Origin of the sequence: Lachnospira sp. (genome assembly GCF_016290755.1) — a bacterium.
Classification (GTDB): domain Bacteria; phylum Bacillota; class Clostridia; order Lachnospirales; family Lachnospiraceae; genus Lachnospira; species Lachnospira multipara.
This window is the reverse complement of sequence record NZ_JAEEVD010000024.1, coordinates 20,087-38,167: the sequence shown is the minus strand read 5'-3', so window position 1 is coordinate 38,167 and position 18,081 is coordinate 20,087. Positions and strand designations below refer to the sequence as shown.

General features: G+C 36.9%; 13 protein-coding genes. 2 read left to right on the top strand and 11 right to left on the bottom strand.

The genetic code is table 11. The features are described 5' to 3' along the window. From ilvB to aroC, 7 genes are all read right to left on the bottom strand, one after another. A partial coding sequence (gene ilvB, locus QVA17_RS07355) for a biosynthetic-type acetolactate synthase large subunit (RefSeq protein WP_287387468.1) occupies positions 1-1,510 on the bottom strand: 1,510 nt, incomplete at its 3' end. 187 nt (positions 1,511-1,697) lie between these two features. Next, positions 1,698-3,374: a dihydroxy-acid dehydratase gene (gene ilvD, locus QVA17_RS07350; RefSeq protein ID WP_287387465.1), complete on the bottom strand. Its 1,677-nt coding sequence runs from the start codon at positions 3,372-3,374 to the stop codon at positions 1,698-1,700. A gap of 21 nt (positions 3,375-3,395) precedes the next feature. Beyond that, the gene (leuB, locus tag QVA17_RS07345; RefSeq protein WP_103952843.1) at positions 3,396-4,481 is read right to left on the bottom strand and encodes a 3-isopropylmalate dehydrogenase; all 1,086 of its coding nucleotides are present in this window, start codon (positions 4,479-4,481) and stop codon (positions 3,396-3,398) included. A gap of 186 nt (positions 4,482-4,667) precedes the next feature. Further along, a complete protein-coding gene (locus QVA17_RS07340; RefSeq protein WP_287387464.1) occupies positions 4,668-5,684 on the bottom strand; it encodes a hypothetical protein in 1,017 nt (338 codons plus the stop codon). A 126-nt stretch (positions 5,685-5,810) separates the two neighbouring features. Further along, complete coding sequence (gene yajC / locus QVA17_RS07335; protein ID WP_027431409.1) at positions 5,811-6,095, bottom strand: preprotein translocase subunit YajC; 285 nt, start codon at positions 6,093-6,095, stop codon at positions 5,811-5,813. A gap of 112 nt (positions 6,096-6,207) precedes the next feature. After that, positions 6,208-7,350, bottom strand: a complete 1,143-nt coding sequence (gene tgt / locus QVA17_RS07330; RefSeq protein ID WP_027431410.1) for a tRNA guanosine(34) transglycosylase Tgt — start codon at positions 7,348-7,350, stop codon at positions 6,208-6,210. Between the two features lie 11 nt (positions 7,351-7,361). Further along, entirely contained in the window at positions 7,362-8,462 is a 1,101-nt protein-coding gene (aroC, locus tag QVA17_RS07325) for a chorismate synthase (protein WP_287387460.1), read from the bottom strand. Positions 8,463-8,708: 246 nt separating this feature from the next. Here aroC and dnaK point away from each other — a divergent pair, with 246 nt between their 5' ends. Further along, positions 8,709-10,451 carry a molecular chaperone DnaK gene (dnaK, locus tag QVA17_RS07320; protein ID WP_287387457.1) on the top strand — a complete coding sequence of 581 codons (1,743 nt, stop codon included), beginning with the start codon at positions 8,709-8,711 and terminating at the stop codon, positions 10,449-10,451. Between the two features lie 86 nt (positions 10,452-10,537). Here the strand turns inward: dnaK and QVA17_RS07315 are convergent, their stop codons facing one another. The 4 genes from QVA17_RS07315 to nifJ form a co-directional block, all read right to left on the bottom strand. Further along, positions 10,538-12,178, bottom strand: a complete 1,641-nt coding sequence (locus QVA17_RS07315) for a hybrid sensor histidine kinase/response regulator (protein WP_287387454.1) — start codon at positions 12,176-12,178, stop codon at positions 10,538-10,540. A 27-nt stretch (positions 12,179-12,205) separates the two neighbouring features. Further along, a complete protein-coding gene (locus QVA17_RS07310) occupies positions 12,206-12,712 on the bottom strand; it encodes a hypothetical protein (protein WP_287387452.1) in 507 nt (168 codons plus the stop codon). A 2-nt stretch (positions 12,713-12,714) separates the two neighbouring features. Next, positions 12,715-12,948: an HNH endonuclease gene (locus QVA17_RS07305; protein WP_287387449.1), complete on the bottom strand. Its 234-nt coding sequence runs from the start codon at positions 12,946-12,948 to the stop codon at positions 12,715-12,717. A 280-nt stretch (positions 12,949-13,228) separates the two neighbouring features. After that, positions 13,229-16,804: a pyruvate:ferredoxin (flavodoxin) oxidoreductase gene (gene nifJ, locus QVA17_RS07300; protein ID WP_287387447.1), complete on the bottom strand. Its 3,576-nt coding sequence runs from the start codon at positions 16,802-16,804 to the stop codon at positions 13,229-13,231. Between the two features lie 421 nt (positions 16,805-17,225). Between nifJ and QVA17_RS07295 the strand changes: the two genes are divergently transcribed. Then, positions 17,226-18,047, top strand: coding sequence for a helix-turn-helix domain-containing protein (locus QVA17_RS07295; protein ID WP_287387444.1), 822 nt, complete (start codon positions 17,226-17,228; stop codon positions 18,045-18,047). Positions 18,048-18,081: the final 34 nt, after the last annotated feature.

Sequence of the window (18,081 nt, the reverse complement as noted above, 5' to 3'; positions counted from 1 at the left end):
TTACAGCATGAGCACCCAAACCTTCTGAAACCTTAACAAAATCCACCTGATCTTCTAAAACTGTTGCTGAATATCTCTTGCCATAAAAGAGATCCTGCCACTGTCTTACCATACCAAGTACATGATTGTTAAAGATAATCTCAATAACTGGAATGTTATAACGAGTTGCTGTTGCTATTTCATTCATATTCATTCTAAAGCAACCATCACCAGCAATATTAATTACAATCTTATCCTTTACACCCACTTTAGCACCAATAGCTGCACCTAGGCCATAACCCATAGTTCCAAGGCCACCTGATGTAAGAAGTGTACGTGGACTTGTGTACTTATAATGCTGAGCTGCCCACATCTGGTGCTGTCCAACATCAGTTGCAATAATAGCCTCACCCTTAGTGATTCTATCGATATTTTCCATAATATTAGGACCATTTAAAGAGTCCTTATTGAACTTCATTGGGAACTTCTTTTGATATTCCTCAATATGCTTAATCCACTCTGTGTGATCTTGCTTTGTAAGCTTAGCATTTAGGCGAGAAAGGACTTCCTTAGCATCGCCAATAATTGAGGCATCTGTATGAATATTCTTATTAATTTCAGCTGGATCTACATCAATATGTAAAATCTTAGCATGACGCGCAAACTTCTTAGCATTACCTGTTACTCTATCTGAGAATCTTGCACCAATGGCAATAAGAAGATCACATTCAGACACGCCAAAGTTAGAAGTTTTAGTACCATGCATACCAATCATACCTGTATACTTCTTATCGTGTCCTGAAAATGCGCCTTTACCCATTAAGGAATCACAAACCGGTGCGTCTACCAAATCTGCAAATTCTCTTAATTCCTTAGAGGCATCAGATAAAATCACACCGCCTCCTACATAAAGGAAAGGCTTTTTAGAAAGCTTAATCATTGCTACTGCCTTATCTATATCCTCATCAGTTAAGTCAATAACCTTTCTTTTTGGAGCTTCAATTTCCATCTTCTTAAATTCTGCTAAATTAGCTGTTACATCTTTTGTTACATCTACTAAAACAGGGCCTGGACGTCCCTCTTTAGCTATTCTAAACGCTTCTCTAATTGTGGAAGCTAGCTTGTTAACATCTTTAACAATATAGCTGTGCTTTGTAATAGGCATAGCAACACCAGCTATATCAACCTCTTGGAATGAATCCTTACCAAGTAAAGGTACAGTAACATTACAAGTAATTGCCACTACAGGAATTGAATCCATATAAGCTGTAGCAATACCAGTTACTAAATTAGTTGCACCAGGACCTGAAGTAGCAAAACAAACACCTACTTTACCTGTTGCTCTTGCATAACCATCTGCAGCATGAGCAGCCCCCTGCTCATGACTTGTAAGTACATGAGTAATTTCATCAGAATGCTTATAAAGAGCGTCATATACATTAAGGATAGCTCCACCTGGATATCCAAAAACAGTATCAACACCCTGTTCTTTCAAACATTCAACGATGATTTCTGAACCATTAATTTTCATAAACCTTCTCTCCTATTTCGACCCTATAGTTTTTTAAAGTAAATGTGTAACTATTAGGAAAATATACTTAAAACCCGGTACTAAATGCGATTATACCTAGGTATTAAGTTATAAGTCTTAAGCTGTGGCCATAATACAGCTTAAGACTTAGTTTAATACTTTTTTATATATAAATAAAGTCTAAATATTAGTTTACACCCTTAGGAACTTCTAGAATTGCACCTCTGTTACCTGATGTAACCATAGAAGCATATCTCTTTAAGTAACCTGTTGTAACCTTTGGTTCTCTTGGAGTCCAAGCCTGTCTTCTCTTTTCTAATTCTTCATCAGAAACCTTTAAGTTAAGGCTTAACTTAGGTATATCAATTGAGATAATATCTCCTTCTTCTACTAAAGCAATAGGTCCGCCAACAGCAGCTTCTGGAGAAACATGTCCAATAGATGCACCACGGCTTGCGCCTGAGAATCTACCATCAGTAATTAAAGCTACTGATGAGCCAAGTCCCATACCAGCAATAGCTGAAGTAGGATTAAGCATTTCTCTCATACCAGGGCCACCCTTTGGTCCTTCATATCTAATAACAACAACGTCGCCAGGATTAATCTTTCCACCCTTAATAGCAACAATTGCATCATCTTCACAATCAAATACTCTTGCTGGTCCTTCATGTACAAGCATTTCATCAACAACAGCTGAACGCTTAACAACTGAACCGTCTGGAGCTAAGTTACCTGAAAGTACTGCAAGTCCACCTGTCTTAGAATATGGATTTGATACTGGTCTAATAACTTCTGGATCTAAGTTTTTAGCATCCTTTATATTCTCACCAACTGTCTTACCTGTAACTGTCATACAGTCTCTATTAATAAGACCAAGACTATCAAGTTCCTTCATTACTGCATATACACCGCCGGCTTCATTTAAGTCTTCCATGTAAGTTGGGCCTGCTGGTGCAAGGTGACAAAGGTTTGGAGTCTTTTCTGAAATTGGATTTGCAAATTTAATATCAAAATCAAAGCCTACTTCGTGAGCAATAGCTGGAAGGTGAAGCATTGAATTTGTTGAACAACCAAGGGCCATATCAACAGTTAAGGCATTCATAATAGCATCCTTTGTCATAATGTCTCTTGGACGAATATTCTTTCTATACATTTCCATAACAGCCATACCTGCATGTTTAGCAAGCTTAATTCTTTCTGAGTAAACTGCAGGAATTGTTCCATTTCCTCTAAGACCCATACCAAGAACCTCTGTTAAGCAGTTCATAGAGTTAGCTGTGTACATACCAGAACATGAACCACAAGTAGGACATGCCTTATGCTCATATTCCTTTACATCCTCTTCTGTCATCTTACCAGCTGCGCAAGCACCAACTGCCTCAAACATAGAAGAAAGGCTAGTCTTGTGACCCTTAACACGGCCTGCAAGCATAGGACCACCGGATACAAATACAGTAGGAACATTCACTCTAGCTGCTGCCATAAGAAGACCAGGTACGTTCTTATCACAATTAGGTACCATAACTAGGGCATCAAACTGATGAGCAATTGCAAGAGATTCTGTTGAATCTGCAATTAAATCTCTAGTTACAAGAGAATACTTCATACCAATATGACCCATGGCAATACCATCACAAACTGCAATTGCAGGAATAACTACTGGCACACCACCAGCTTCTGCTACTCCCATCTTTACTGCATTTACAATCTTATCTAGGTTCATATGACCTGGAACAATTTCATTATATGAGCTAACGACACCAACTAATGGCTTTTCCATTTCTTCCTCAGTAAAACCCAAGGCATTAAAAAGGGAACGATGTGGTGCCTGTTGCATACCTTTTTTTACATTATCACTCTTCATAATCCTTCTTCCTTCCTTTAATTAAATATTAGCAGCGATTAAATCGCCCATTTTATCAGTTCCTACAACTTCCTTTGTCTCATTAGAAGCTATATCAACTGTTCTATAACCTTCACTTAATACCTTAGCCACTGCCTCCTCAATAGCATTAGCCTCCTTATCAAGATCAAGACTAAACTTAAGCATCATTGCAGCTGAAAGAATTGTTGCAATTGGATTAGCCTTGTTTTGTCCTGCAATATCTGGTGCTGAACCATGACTAGGTTCGTATAGTCCAAGCTTTGTCTTACCAAGTGATGCAGATGATAACATTCCAATAGAACCTGTAATCATACTTGCCTCGTCTGATAAAATGTCACCAAACATGTTCTCAGTTAAAATAACATCAAACTGTCCAGGATTCATAACAAGCTGCATTGCACAGTTATCAACTAACATATTCTCTAAGGCTACATCCTCATAATCCTTAGAAACCTCAGCTACAACTTTTCTCCAAAGTCTAGAAGAATCAAGTACATTAGCCTTATCTACTGATGTTACCTTCTTCTTTCTTTTTCTAGCAATTTCAAATGCCTTAATAGCAATTCTTCTAATTTCTTCTTCATTATATGTAAGAGTATCTCTAGCTTCTAACATACCATTAACTGTCTTAGTTTCTCTTTCTCCAAAGTAAAGACCGCCTGTAAGCTCTCTTACAATAATCATATCAAAGCCATCCTTTGTAATCTCTTCCTTTAAAGGACAAGCTTTTTTTAACTCATTATAAAGATAAGCAGGTCTTAGATTAGCAAATAAACCTAAATCCTTACGAATCTTTAAAAGACCAGCCTCTGGTCTTAAATTAGGTGCCACATCATACCATCTTGAGTTACCTACATTACCGCCAACTGCGCCAAGTAATACTGCATCTGAAGCCTTGCAAATATCTACCGCCTCATCAGTTAGTGGAACGCCATACTCATCAATGGAGCAACCTCCCATTAAAATCTTAGTATAATTAAAAGTATGACCAAACTTATCAGCCACCTTATTTAGCACTTTAACTGCCTCTCCTACAATTTCTGGTCCGATTCCATCACCAGGAATTAAAGTAATCTTACATTCCATAACTACATACCTCTTATCCTAATTTAAACCAAGTGTATTTGGTTTATATTATATATTACAGTTGTCTAACCGCATAAGTCAAGTTGTATTACAACTTAATTTTATTTTTCTTAATTTAAAAATTGATTTCCATTATTAGTGATAGCTCTAAAATTTACTATAATTTATTAAGAGGCTCAAATAAGCTTATAATTGATCAACAATCCAGTCAATAACTGGATGCTCTTCCTCCCCTTCTTTAGTTTCTCTTGGTTTTGACATAGGTTCCATATCTGCAGATGAAGTCTCTGTTTTAGAATTAGAATCTATATCTGAATCCTCTAGGATTTCATAATTTCTTTTATTCTCCTCTAAGATATCTTTTTTAAACTCTTCCTCTAACTCCTTTTCTTCCCTTGCCTTGGCTTCCTTCTTTCTTAGTTTCTTTTCTTCCTTTGCCCTTCTTTTCTTTTCCTTCTTAGATAGGACAATTATTTCATTAGCCTTTAAATAGACGCTGGCCTTTTTATAAGCTGCCGGTAGCTTTAAGAAAACTAAGGAAACTACTAGACAAGTACAAAGATAGATTATTAAGCATAAAATGCATATAGAGATTACATTTTCCTTAAACAAATCCATATTAATACTTACATTGACAGTGGCAATTACCTTGTTGTTGTCGTTATAGATATTAGCGCCCCTGTAAACAATCCAGGTTTTATTTAAGCTTGATAGGCTAGCCTTCTTCTTTAAGACAATCTTACTATAATAAGAATAGCTAAGTCCCCTAAAGACCCCTAAATCATATGGCCCCTCATCAGCTAAATATACCATTCTGTTATTATCAAGATCTATGTATAAAAGCGACAAGTCATAGATACTTTCATTGGCCCCATAAACTAGGGAAAGGGCATTCTTTATGGATGCATATTCCTTATAGTCCTTTAGGTGGCCAAAATCTGCCGTGTGCTTAGTATTTATCTCGTCTTCTGCCACATTTCTATCAGAAAGACTTGAAAAAATACTAGAAACGTAAGCATTTAGATTTTCTAAGTCCTCTTTATCAATATTAGTCTGAATGCTCTCAATGGTTGAATTTATGGTCTCATTAGCCTTATCTAGATATTTGGCATATGAAAATGTAATCACAACAATTAAGACTAGAAGCGTATATATAAGTAAACTAAGATTGATTTTTAGCAATTTTACTAGTTTAGATTTCACTTTTACCCCCAATACTTAGACTAATTTAAAATCACAATATTTTTATATATTATATCATGACTATAAAAAATTTGCATTAAAAAAAGTCGCTAGAAATCTCTAGCGACTTAAGCTTTATTATATAAATTAGTTATCTTCTGATGTTGTAGCCTTTTCAACCTGAGCAATTGCCTTCTTCTGCATTGGAATACGACAGTTCTTGTTGTTACCAAATTCAACGATAACATCATCCTCAGAAAGACTGATGATCACTCCGTAGAAACCACTAGTAGTAAGAACTACATCTCCTACCTCCATTGATTCCATAAGAATCTGCTGTTCCTTCTGCTGCTTCTTCTGTGGTCTAATTGCCAAGAAATACATCATAGCGATGATAGCAACAATATAAATGACCATAACTATAGCTGACATAAATAACCTCCTAATTTTTCTTCATTAATCGCTAGTCTAAAACTAACTTCACTTTAAGAATAATAAACCAAATTAACTGCTATGTCTATTAAATAATAATAAATTCAAACAATTATTTTTTATCCTTATCATAAGTCTTTAGTAAATATAATCTCTCATCCTTAAAACTCTTATAATTACCAGCTTCAATAGCTCCTCTAATATCTGTCATTAAATGATTATAGAAATAGAGATTATGTAAAACGCAAAGTCTCATACCAAGCATTTCCTTAGCCTTAAGTAAGTGTCTTATATAGGCTCTTGAATAATTACGACAAGCAGGACAATTACAGCCCTCTTCAATTGGTGCTAAATCCTTTTCATACTTAGCATTAAAGAGGTTGATCTTACCAAACTTAGTATAAACATGACCATGTCTACCATTTCTTGATGGGTAAACACAATCAAAGAAATCAATACCTCTATCAACTGCCTCTAAGATATTAGCTGGTGTACCAACACCCATAAGATATGTAGGCTTTTCCTTTGGAAGGTATGGCACTACCTTATCAAGTACGTGATACATTTCCTCATGAGTCTCACCAACTGCAAGACCACCAACAGCATAACCGTCAAGGTCCATCTCAGTAATTCTCTTTGCATGTTCAATTCTAATATCATCATAAACCGCACCCTGATTAATACCAAAGAGCATCTGATGTGGATTAACTGTATCCTCTAAAGAATTAAGTCTATCCATTTCCTTCTTACAACGCTCAAGCCAACGTGTAGTTCTTGCTACTGACTTCTCAACATAGTTTCTATCAGCCTTAGCAGGAGCACACTCATCAAAGGCCATGGCAATTGTTGAACCAAGGTTTGACTGAATCTGCATACTCTCCTCAGGACCCATAAAAATCTTATGTCCATCAATGTGAGACTGGAAAGTAACTCCCTCTTCCTTAATCTTTCTTAAGCCTGCAAGAGAGAATACCTGGAATCCGCCTGAATCTGTAAGGATTGGCTTATCCCAATTCATAAACTTATGTAAGCCGCCTAATTCTTTAATTAGCTTATCTCCTGTACGTACATGAAGATGATATGTGTTAGAAAGTTCAATCTGTGTGCCAATTTCCTGAAGGTCTGTTGTTGCTACAGCACCCTTAATTGCTGCAACTGTACCTACATTCATAAAGACAGGAGTTTGAACTGTTCCGTGAACTGTTGTAAATTCAGCTCTCTTAGCATTTCCTGAAGTTGCTAAAATCTTATACATATTATTTTCTCCTAATTTTTATAAAAATCAACAATCTTGTCCATTCTTGCTGTCATGTTGGTAAATATTAAATCTACAAGGCTTAGAGCTGCCATTGCTTCAACTACAACCACCGCTCTTGGAACCACTAATGGGTCATGGCGGCCTTTAATGCTAACCTCAATTTCTTCGTTAGATTTATTAACTGTGTTCTGCATTTTAGAAATAGATGGTGTTGGCTTAAAGGCAGCTCTAAAGATAATATCGCTACCATCTGACATACCGCCAAGTATTCCGCCGGCATTGTTAGTTTCCTTAGTTATCTTGCCATCTTTTATTGAAAATGCATCATTATTAGTAGAGCCAAACATACTAGCAACTTCAAAGCCTTTTCCAATTTCAAAGCCCTTACAAGCCCCGATAGACATAATAGCCTGTGCTAGTCTAGCATCTAACTTATCAAAAACTGTCTCGCCAATTCCTGGCATGACGCCCTTTATCTGGCATTCAATGACTCCACCAAGGGAATCCCCTTCGGCTCTCTTCTCACTAGCAAGTTCTTCCACCTCACTAGCTGCTTTGCTATCTGGCATATTAAAAGGATTCTTATCTCTTTCTTTTAAATCAAAATTGTTATAATCAATAGAAATTCCACCGATTTCCTTAGCATAAGCATCAATCTTAATTCCTAGACTTTCTAAAATCTTAATTGCAATTGCTCCTGCTGCAACTCTACCAATAGTCTCTCTACCAGAACTTCTACCGCCTCCTCTGTAGTCTCTAAAACCATACTTCATATCAAATGTAAAGTCAGCATGACCTGGTCTATAATAGCTTGCAATCTCGCTATAGTCAGCGGATCTTTGCTGCTTATTAAATACTACTAAAGAAATTGGGCTTCCTGTTGTCTTACCTTCAAAAACACCTGAAAGAATGGAAACTTCATCGTCTTCCTTTCTTGGTGTAGTAAACTTAGATGTACCTGGCTTTCTTCTATTAAGGAAATCTTGAATATCCTTAGCCTCTAGTTTAAGTCCTGCGGGACAGCCGTCAATTACGACGCCTAGAGCCTCTCCATGGGACTCTCCCCAAGTTGATATCTTAAAAATGTTGCCAAATGTTGAGCCTGCCAAAATTTACCTCCAATCAAAGTCACAAACAAGTAGTTTGGACGTTCTTACAAAACTTATTACATATCGAAAATAGAAAACACTTCTGCTTCTATACCTTAATAAGTTACCATATTTTAAGCTAAAATTAAACCTATAATTTTCTTTATACTTTTTTTATCATTTATCATTTTTTATCCATTTTATATTTCTAAGGACATGCTACAATAGAGTTAAATAAAAATGAATATTTTCTAAGGAAGGCAGATTATGAGTAAGGTTATAGGAATTGACTTAGGCACCACAAATAGTTGTGTTGCTGTAATTGAAGGTGATAAGCCAGTAGTAATCACTAATAAAGAAGGATATAGAACAACTCCATCAGTTGTTGCATTTGATAAGAATAAAGAGAGATTAGTGGGAGATTTAGCTAAAAGACAGGCAGCTATTAATCCCGACAGAACATTTTTCTCAATAAAGAGACATATGGGTTCAAGCTTCACTAAAAAGATCGACCAAAAAGTATACACCCCTCAAGAAATATCAGCATATATCCTTATGAAACTTAAAGAAGATGCCTCAAATTATTTAGGAGAAGAAGTTACAGACGCTGTTATTACTGTTCCCGCTTATTTTAACGACGCTCAAAGAACAGCCACTAAAGACGCTGGTAAGATTGCAGGTCTAAACGTACTTCGAATAATTAATGAGCCAACTTCTGCTGCCCTAGCTTATGGACTTGATAATGGACAATCTCAAAAGATTTTGGTCTATGACTTAGGCGGTGGTACATTTGATGTATCAGTAATTGAAATTGATGACAACACAATCGAGGTTTTAGCCACATCCGGCGACAATCACCTAGGTGGCGATGACTTTGATGAGCGAATTGTAGAATATTTAATAGAAGAATTTAAAGAGGCCCATGGAATTAATCTAGCAAAGGATGACGCTGCAAAGAGACGTTTATATGAAGAAGCGGAAAATGCTAAAAAGGTCCTTTCCTGCGCCACAACCGCTAATATTAATCTTCCCTTTATTACACAGCAAAAGGGCCAGACATATCACTTAGAATCTAATATTACAAGAGCTAAGTTTGAAGAATTATGCCAGGACCTTGTGGAGAGAACAATCCCTCCAGTGGAGAATGCCTTAAGGGATGCGGGTCTTAGTAAAAATGATATTAATTCGGTAGTTTTAGTTGGTGGTTCTACAAGAATCCCTGCTGTAGTTAACATGGTTCGTCAAATCATGGGACAGGAACCTACAAGAAATATTAATCCAGATGAATGCGTAGCCCTAGGTGCTGCAATTCAGGGTGGTAAGCTAGGAAACCAGTTAGTTCCTGGTTCTAAGGCCTCTGAGATTTTACTTATGGATGTAACACCACTTTCTCTATCTATTGAGACAGTAGGTGGTATTTCAAGTAGATTAATTGAGAGAAATACAACTATTCCAACTAGACACAGCCAGATTTTTACAACTGCTGGAAACTTCCAGACTTCCGTTGATATTAAGGTTTTCCAGGGTGAGCGTAAATTTACAAGAGACAATAAGTTACTTGGAAATTTCAGGCTTTCAGGAATTAAGAGAGCTGCCGCTGGTATCCCACAGATTGAGGTTACCTTTGATATTGATGCCAATGGTATTGTAAATGTATCTGCTAAGGATTTAGGTACAGGAAATGAACAATCCATTACCATCACTTCTAATGACAACATGACAGAGGAAGAAATCGCAAAGGCAAAGTGGGAAGCTGAAATCTATGGTAAAAAGGATGAAACCTACCAGGGCTATATTGATAGCTATAATGAAGCTACTAAGGCTTATAACAATGCTGTAAATCTCTTAGAAGCAAATAAAAAGATTTGGGATAAGCAAAAGAAAAAGGAAGTTAAGCGTTCCCTAAACGACTTAAAACGTGCCCTTGCAAAGACAAAGATAGATAAGCTAGATAGCAATGTCGCATCTAATCTTGATAATCTTGCAACAGAGCTAAATAGCCTTATATAAGCAGAATAAATACGGTCAAAAAATAAATGCTATGTAACAACCCCTTTTAGTTACATAGCATTTTTTATGTCTTTTATTTACAAAATTTAGAGCATTACTTCCTTTAAAACTCTAATAAGTTCTGTGGTATTAACAGGCTTTACTAAATAGGCGTCCATCCCTGCATCAAGGGAATCTAATCTATCCTGGGGATATACATTTGCACTAATACCCACAATAGGAACGGCAGCAAGGGTTCTATTGGAAAGCTTTCTAATTTCCCTTGTTGTATCATTTCCATTCATAATAGGCATCTTAATGTCCATAAGCACCGCATTATACTGATAGATTCTGCTCTTCTTAAACTTATTAAGGGCATCAAAACCGTTAGTTGCAGTATCTGTGCTAGCTCCTAGGTCTTGTAAAAATGTAGACAAAATCTCTAGGTTTGCCTCATTATCATCCACAATCAAGAATCTCTTTCTTTCAAAAGTTCTCTGATTAGCCAAATCCTCGGCTCTTCTAAAGTTAGACTCATGAATTAAATTAGGCTTATTAGCAAGGATATCCTGTCTAAAGAGCTTAAACTTCATGGCTATTGTTACCTTTGTGCCCTTATATTTCTCACTTTCCACCTCAAGTTCACCAGATAACATCTTAGTTAATTCCCTTGCTATAGAAAGGCCAAGGCCGGTTCCTTGTATGGCTGCGATTTCTCTATCATTTTCTCTTTCAAAGGGATCAAAAATATGTGGTAAAAACTCTTCGCTAATACCCACACCATTATCCTTTATCTCAAAAAGATAAGCTACATAGCCCTCTTCTTTCCTTTCTAAATCCTCTTTAATTGTAAAATCTATAGTTCCACATCTATGTGTGTATTTCACAGCATTTGTAAGGATATTAGATAAAATCTTAACTACTCTTAACTTATCTGCTAGAATCTCTTCATTTTCCACTTCTATATTTACATTAAAGTTTTGCTCTCTTGACTGGGCTATAGGCTCTATTAAGTCCTTAACTTCCTCAATAATTGAATAAAGACTTTGCTGATATTCTTCAATGCTTGCCTTACCGCTCTCAATCCTTGAAATATCAAGAACATCATTAATAAGGGAAATTAGCTGCTCTGAGTTACTCTCCATCTTATCAAGATAAGATAAAACCAAATCCTTGTTGTCGATGTGGGTTTTAGATAGGTTAATATAGCCTATCATTGAACTAATAGGTGTTCTTATATCATGGGACATGTTTGATAGAAATCTCAACTTTTCAAGGCTTGCAGCTTTCGCTTCATTAAGCTTTTCCTCTAAAAGATCTCTGTGCTTTTTTCTCTCTAACTTAAGCTTAAAAACCTCAGCTCTATCATCTAGAATTCTTTTATAGCCCATTAAAGCCTTAATAGGCTTTCCATTATCATCCATTAAAAGACGCTTATATTCTACTGTTCTAACCTTGTCAGAATTAACTATATAGCTAAATTCGAAGCTTTCCTTCTCCCCTAGCTCCTTTCGTAAATTCTCAAGGGTTCCACGTCTTTCACGCTCTCTTGCGTATTCCTTCTCTACTCTTTCTCTTGAATATTTTCTATTAAGCTCGCTATAAACCCCTTCTTTATCAAGGTCTAAGCTAAGTGCCTTATCTTGTAAATATACAAGTTTTATGTAATCATTTTCCAAATCAATCTCGTAGATTTCAATATAGTTAGAAAATACCGCTTCTATAATTGAATCTGTCAACTTATCCATATATCCTCCCAAATTTACATATCACTTTTAGAGAAGCTCCCTATTAAGATAGAGTTCTAGCTTTAAATCTCTTTTATCCATAAGCTCAGAGGCGATTTCAAGCATTCTTAAATCCGCGCAGTGATATGTCTTATTTAAAATCCATGGTATGCCTAAAATATAGTCAGCTTCACGCTTAGTCAGGCAACTAGTTAGTCTTAACAATTCCTCTTTATTATTCTTTAGATAATAGCCAAAAGGGCACATAAAATAAAGCCTCTCTTTGCCATGTTTAGATACAATATGAGACAACTCGTTCCTGCTTTTATATTCCACTATATTATATTTACTCATATCCAAATCTTCAACCAATATTTTGGCCTCTAGCATGTATTCATACATTTTCCTAGAAACCTTCTCTCTTGAGGCTGGATAGTCCATATTCTCTATGATTTGATCTAAGGTCATGCCCCTATCTACCAAATGCTTTATAGAACCTGTGGTGGTAAATTCCGAAAGGAAATTTGATAAGGCCTTTTCAAAATATGACGACATAACTACTTCTTAACCTTTGTTCCCTTATCCTGTCTTTTATATTTACAATCTCTGCAAATGTAAAACTGATTATCAACGGAATTAGAACCCCCATCTTCTGGAAGCACGATATAATCTACCACTCTGTCAGTTCCCACAAGCTTCTTACCACAAATTCCGCAAGTGTCAGACCACTTAACCTCCATACCATTGTGTCCGCAACAACTCATGTCCTCAAAAAAATCTGTATTATCCATAGCGTTACTCCTTTCGTCTAATAAATTCATAAATTAATTTCTCATTATGGTATTTAATCATAAGGTCTGAGGAAAACTCCCAACCGCAACCACATTTTGACATATATCCACTTCCTAAACATCTATTCACTAATCTAAGTATACCATAACTTAGCGGCAGTGAACTAGATTTTTAATAATAAAAAAAGGACCTAAGAGACAGATAAACTGTCCCTTAGGCCCTTGCGTACCAACTATATTAATAACTAATCCCTAGTTATATCTTTAATTTAAAACCTTATTAGTCTTCCTGTCCATAAAGAGCAACAAGCTTCTGAAGATGCTTAAATCTATCATTAGCTGCCTTCTCTGAATCAGCGAAGAGCTTCTCAGCTCTTTCTGGGAATGGCTTAATAAGTCTTGTATAACGAGCTTCATTATTAAGGAATTCCTGATAAGATCCATCACCTTCCTTAGATGTAAGTGTGAATGGATTCTTACCTTCAGCCTTATTAGCTGGGTTGAATGAGAAGAGGTTCCAGTAACCAGACTTAACAGCCTTCTTCATTTCATCCTGGCAGTGGTTCATACCACCCTTAGCGATACCGTGAAGTTCGCAAGGAGCATAACCAATGATAAGTGATGGACCTGGATAAGCCTCAGCCTCAGCAATTGCCTTAACAGCCTGAGCTGGGTTTGCACCAAGAGCGATCTGTGCTACGTAAACGTAACCATAGCTCATAGCGATTTCAGCTAATGACTTCTTACCGATTTCCTTACCTGCTGCAGCGAACTGACAAACTTCACCGATGTTAGAAGCCTTAGATGCCTGTCCACCTGTATTAGAGTACATTTCTGTATCGAATACCATAACGTTAACGTTCTCGCCAGATGCAAGTACATGATCAAGACCGCCGAAACCGATATCGTAAGCCCAACCATCACCACCGAAGATCCATACAGACTTCTTAGCAAGGTAATCCTTCTTAGCAAGAACTTCTGGAGCGATATCGCAACCGTTAGCTGCTGCCTTCTCTAATTCAGCTACTAATGGAGCAACTGTATCAGAGTTCTTCTTTGTATCTTCCTTAGTGTCAAGGAAGTTCTTAGCTGCTGCCTTAAATTCAGCAGAAGCCTTATCAGATGCTGCCATCTCTTCGATCTTAGCAATAGCCTGATCTCTTAATACCTTCTGACCTAAGTACATACCGAAACCGTGCTCAGCGTTATCTTCAAATAATGAGTTAGCCCAAGCTGGTCCCTTTAATGAATCCTTATTAACTGTATATGGTGATGTAGCAGCTGGACCACCCCAGATTGAAGAACAACCTGTTGCGTTAGAGATGTACATATGCTCACCAAATAACTGTGTAATTAATCTAGCATAAGATGTTTCTGCACAACCTGCACATGAACCTGAGAATTCAAGTAATGGCTGGTTATACTGAGAACCGATTGGTGTTGTATCTGTAAATACTGGCTTGATTTCCTTCTTACCAACATTTTCAACTAAGTAATTGAATACTGGCTGCTCTGCTGCCTGTGATTCCTGTGGAACCATCTTTAATGCACCCTTAGCTGCTGCAGGACACACAGTAACACACTCACCACAACCCATACAGTCAAGTGGAGATACAGACATTGTAAACTTCATTGATGTATCTACTGCATGCTTAGAATCAGCTAACTTAATGTTTTCTGGAGCTGCTGAAACTTCAGCTGCATCTAAGATAAATGGTCTGATTGTAGCATGTGAACAAACGAATGCACAGCTGTTACACTGAACACATGATGCTGGATCCCATTCAGGAACCATAACTGCTGTACCTCTCTTCTCGTACTGAGAAGCACCTGTTTCAAACTGACCATCAGCGCAATCCTTGAATGCAGATACTGGAAGGCTATCACCATCCATTAATCCGATAGGATCAAGTAATTCGTTAACCATCTTAACTGTAGCAGGACGACCCTTACGATCGATAACCTTCTTTTCAGCTGTAGCATTAGCCCAATCAGCTGGAACTTCTACCTTATGAAGAGCATCAACACCAGCATCAATAGCCTTGTAGTTCATTTCAACTACTGCGTCACCCTTCTTAGAGTAAGACTTCTTAGCAGCTTCCTTCATAAATGTAACTGCATCATCGATAGGCATTACGTTAGCAAGCTTGAAGAATGCTGACTGTAAGATTGTGTTAGTTCTCTTACCCATACCGATTTCGATAGCCTTATCAATAGCGTTGATTGTATATAACTGAATGTTATTCTTAGCAATATACTGCTTAGCTTCTGCAGGCATATGTTCATTTAATTCTTCGTCTGACCACTGGCAGTTAATCATAAAGATTCCGCCTGGCTTAACGTCCTGAACCATCTTGTAACCCTTGATTACGTAAGATGGGTTATGACATGCAACGAAGTCAGCCTGGTTAATATAGTAAGGAGATCTAATTGGGTTATCACCAAATCTTAAGTGAGAAATTGTGATACCACCTGTCTTCTTTGAATCATACTGGAAGTATGCCTGAATATACTTATCTGTATGGTCACCGATGATCTTAGTAGAGTTCTTGTTAGCACCTACTGTACCATCACCACCAAGACCCCAGAACTTACATTCAACAGTACCCTTAGCAGCTGTAATAGGAGCTGGCTTAACTTCTGGAAGTGAAAGGTTAGTAACATCATCCACGATACCGATTGTAAATCTGTGCTTAGGCTGGTCATTCTCTAATTCCTTATATACAGCAAATACTGATGAAGGAGGAGTATCCTTTGAACCTAAACCGTAACGACCACCAACTAATGTGATGTCATTTAAGCCTGCTTCACGAAGTGTTGTAGCAACATCAAGGTAAAGTGGCTCACCAAGAGAACCTGGTTCCTTTGTTCTATCAAGAACAGCAATCTTCTTAACTGACTTAGGTAATACCTTAAGTAAGCCCTTTGAAGACCATGGACGATATAATCTAACCTTAACAAGGCCGACCTTCTCACCCTTAGCTGTTAAATAATCAATAACTTCTTCACATACGTCATTAATAGAACCCATAGCGATAATAACTCTATCTGCATCAGCTGCACCATAGTAGTTAAATAAGTCGTAGTTAGTACCTAACTTCTCGTTAACCTTAGCCATGTACTTCTCTACTACTGCTGGAAGTTGATCGTATGCTGTATTACATGCTTCTCTGTGCTGGAAGAATACATCACCATTTTCATGAGAACCACGCATTGCTGGATGTTCTGGGTTAAGAGCATGAGCTCTGAATTCCTCAACTGCATCCATTGGGCACATATCCTTAAGATCTTCGTAATCCCATTCTTCAATCTTCTGAATTTCATGAGAAGTTCTAAAACCATCGAAGAAGTTAAGGAAAGGCACCTTACCTTCTAATGCTGCACAGTGAGCTACTGGAGAAAGATCCATAACTTCCTGTGGGTTTGTTTCACAAAGCATTGCGAAACCTGTCTGACGACATGCATATACATCACTATGATCACCAAAGATATTAAGTGACTGTGTAGCTACTGTACGAGCTGATACGTCGAATACACATGGTAACTGCTCACCAGCAATCTTATACATATTAGGAATCATAAGTAAAAGACCCTGTGAAGCTGTAAATGTTGTTGTAAGTGCACCAGCAGCTAATGAACCGTGAACAGTACCAGCTGCACCAGCTTCTGACTGCATCTCAGAAACCTTAACTGTGTTTCCGAAAATGTTCTTTCTACCGGCTGCAGACCACTGATCCACTACATCAGCCATTGGGCTTGATGGTGTAATTGGATAGATACCAGCTACTTCTGTGTAGGCATATGCTACATGAGCTGCGGCTGTGTTACCATCCATAGAATGTTTAACTCTTGCCATTATATTTTCATCCTCCTTTTGATGCTTGACGTTATAGTACTACATAACGTCGACTATATAATATTTTATAGTTTTAGCACAAAAAAGTAAACAATTTAAGGGCAAGAATTAAATAAAATACATAAATTTTCCCTATAAATTGTATACTTTTAATTTACTTAGTTAAATTTTTATCGTAATTTGATAATAATATAACCATATTAATAGTAAATAGACAAATATTTTAGTGTAACTATAGTTTTGGCACTGAAAAAAACATTGTGAAAAATATAATTTGCCATCCATTTTTTACAAAAGTTTACATTTCTTGAAAAAAAAGGACATTTTTTATTGACTTTTGGAATAAATGTACTATTATTAAAATAGATAGAAATATTTATGATAAAAAAGTCAGTTTGTTCAATATTTAAAGGAGGGAAATATGAGCACTACTAGCAACATGATTCAGCCTTATTTTGACTTAGACACAAGTGCATTTAAGGTAACAACAACTACTCTTTACACACCATCTCGTATGATGATTTACGAGCTGGACGCTAAAAGACCAACCTCTCTTAATTTAAGAGTTGTACCATCACCATATATCGATTGGATTATTGGTTATAATGATGATAATGAAAATGCAACATTTTATTGCATTGGTCTTCAATCAGAGTACAAAGAAATAAAGCTTAAGGCTTACAAACATTTCTTTGGTGTACGTTTCGATGAAAAGGGGGCATATTTTGGAAAGGGCGCTGATGCAGAATCTTATCCTGTATTACTTAAAGATACAGTTTCAGACTACGCACCAGAAAAGGATTCTTTTGAGAAAATATTAATCGACAACCTAAAGTCTAGCCAGTCTTCAAAGGAAAGAGTTAAGGCTTTTACAAATTACTTATCAAAGAGTAAGACTTTCGTTCCTATCTCGCCAATCGTTAATGATATCGTAGACGATATTAACGCAAGCAAAGGAACACTTCCTATTCTTTCATTAGCAGACAAATATGGTTACTCATCAAGACATATTACAAGGATTTTCTTCTTAACATATGGCCTTACACCAAAGGAATATGCAAAATTAATTCGCTTCCAGTGTGTTGTTAAGGAAATGATTAAATATCCAAACCTTGAAATTGGAAAGATAATAAATGGCTACGGCTATTCTGATCAGGCTCACTTCCATAGGGATTTTAAGAAAATGATGCAGAATACACCAAGAGCTTTTGAGCTTCTCTGTAGGGAAAAGGAAGGAAAGTAGATTGCTAACGGCGTAGTGAATACTAGCAAAAAAG